At 37.3% G+C, this 2478-nt stretch carries 2 protein-coding genes; both read right to left on the bottom strand.

The window, feature by feature from the left end; all coding sequences use genetic code 11:
• Nucleotides 1-86 precede the first annotated feature (86 nt).
• Nucleotides 87-806 (bottom strand): IS21-like element helper ATPase IstB, encoded by a 720-nt coding sequence (gene istB / locus CWS01_RS22055; RefSeq protein WP_101179725.1) that lies wholly within the window; start codon nt 804-806, stop codon nt 87-89.
• Nucleotides 807-808: 2 nt separating this feature from the next.
• Nucleotides 809-2308, bottom strand: coding sequence for an IS21 family transposase (istA, locus tag CWS01_RS22050; protein WP_101179723.1), 1500 nt, complete (start codon nt 2306-2308; stop codon nt 809-811).
• Nucleotides 2309-2478: the final 170 nt, after the last annotated feature.

The raw sequence follows: 2478 nt of genomic DNA, 5'->3' as shown, positions 1-2478 counted from the left end.
AGCTTACATGCTTCAAATCGGTGTATTTGGTAAGTAAAAAATGTATTTAACGGAATTCAAAAACGTAACCACTTGCCAACAATAATTTAACTCTGTATGATTGACTCCTTATAGCGATGACTATCGCCCTTAAATACGATCAAATGTGAGTGATGAATAAGTCGATCGATAACTGCTTCCGTTAAAATAGGATCGCCAAATATGTGATTCCATTGACCAAACTGTAAGTTAGTAGTAATGATGATACTTTTGGTTTCATAACACATGGCGATGACCTGGAAGAGTAACTCAGCTCCTTGTTTATGCAATGGAATGTACCCTAATTCGTCCAAAATCAAAAGGTCTAACTTTTCAATCTGCTTAAAAAGCTTATTAAGATTTCCTTTTTCATTTGCCTCTAATAATTTATTGACTAATGATGCCACTGTATAGAATTTAATTGGTCTGCCATACTTCTGTATGGCATTAAGTCCAATGAGTGATGCTAAGTACGTTTTACCCGTACCAACACCACCATAAAAAATTAGATTTTCTTGCTGTTCTATGAACGTTCCGTTCAATAAGTCCTCCTTATCCATACCTGCAGTGAGGACAATATCTTTCCAATCAAAAGGATTTCCACTGGCTTTGGGGAGTGTAGCTTGTGTAAGCAGTAAATTCACCTTTCGTTCTTCACGTTGCTCTATTTCTTTCTCAAATAGCTGAAGTAAATAATTCTCATTGGATGATGCTTCTAACTCATGATAATGTTCTCTAATCCAACTTAATTTCAAACGTTTAGCGTACTCTTGAATTTGTGCGTTCAATTTCATTCAGCTCCTTTCAGAAGCTGGTCATAATGCTGTAGACCTCTTGTTGCTATAGGCATACTTGGTAATGGCTTTTGGATATGTAACTCTTCCCGAATTCCTCGTCCATTAATGATCTGATAGAACACCTGTTTAATTGATTCAACAGAAGGATGACCATGCTCTGATGCAATATTTAGAGCCTCTGTAATTCTATTAAAGTCGTAATCTTTCAATAACGTTCCCAACAATTTCAAGGCCTCTGATTTTTCAGAAGTAGTACAAGAATGAAAATATGTTTGCCATTCGGGAGGTAACTGCTCATAAAAACTAGTATATTTGAGTGCCATAGGGCGTTTGGCCATCAAATTTAGATATGGCTGCCATTTCATTGATTTTCTGTACTGTCCATACAATCTCGAATGACTCACTACCAATTCATGATTATCGATCAGAATGTCAATCTTATTATACGAAATTCTTATAAGAACCTTACTTAATGCGAACCTCGGTGAGGTTGAATATAGGTTTTTATCTAACTTTACGTAACCATACTTATCGGCTTTCAAAGTTTCGTATCTTATACATTGGTATTCCTTAGTGGGGAGAACCAGACAAGCCTTCCGATCATCCTCAAATAATTTTGAGATTAAAGATTCCTTTTCGTAATGTTTTCTTTCTCGATCTTTTTCAGCTTTTTTCCACAACATTTTATTAAGTTCATCTAGATCCAATACATGAAGACTCGGGAGTAAGAAATTGTTTCTTACATATTTCACCATGGCCTCTACATGGCCTTTTTCATTGCCACTGTTTGGATTACAAAATTCGCACTCAAACCCGTAGTGAAGAACGAAGTTCTGGAACCCCTCTGTCAACTGCCGTTCCCCATTTGGCAGTACCTTCTTTACGGCAGCTGACAGATTATCAAATCTGATCGTTTTAGGAACTCCTCCCATGTGATGAAATATACGCTTTAACCCTTCTAAGAAACATTCTCTGTTTTGGGAAGGGAATACTTGAAAGTAAAATGCGTTGCTATATGGGTAAGATAACACAAGATACGGTAAGACGATCTGTTCTCCTTGATACTTGAATGGAGCTTCTCCAAAGTCTACTTGGGCAGCACCCGGTCTGTTCTCTAGTGGTAATGCTGCTTGGCTTGATTCATTTAACAATTCTTTCTTCCTGTTTGACACATAGTCTCGAACTGTACGATCAGATCCTTTGAAAGCAAAGTCCTCTTTCAGCTGTTCCCACATTCTCTTTGCTGTTCTACGAAACTTCTTCTTTAGTTTAAAATCCTCTAGTAACCATTCGTCAATAATTGGTTTCACTGAATCCATCACTGGAGATGGTCTAGTTTGCTTCGGTCTAATCTCTAGGTTGAAATCTTCTTGATCTGCATACTTCTTTACCGTTCTAGGATCTCTTCCCATTCGCTTAGCTATTTCCGAATAATTCCCGTCTTTTATGTTTACTTCATGTCTGATATAATTAATCTCGGCCACTGCCAACATCTCCTTAATACCTCCTGCACTTGATTGTCCCAACAGGAAGTGTATGTGTATTTTGGAATGTTGACAAGTGGTTTTTTTAATTTGTGCAGCGCCGTAGGCGCTGCACAAATTAAATGCCGTAACTCACATTTTTATGATGCCATAAACAACACCAATTTATGAGATAGTCA

Source organism: Niallia nealsonii (genome assembly GCF_002835805.1).
GTDB classification, from domain to species: Bacteria; Bacillota; Bacilli; order Bacillales; family Cytobacillaceae; genus Niallia; species Niallia nealsonii.
Note: the sequence above shows the minus strand (reverse complement) of the source record. Positions and strands in the feature narration are given on the sequence as shown.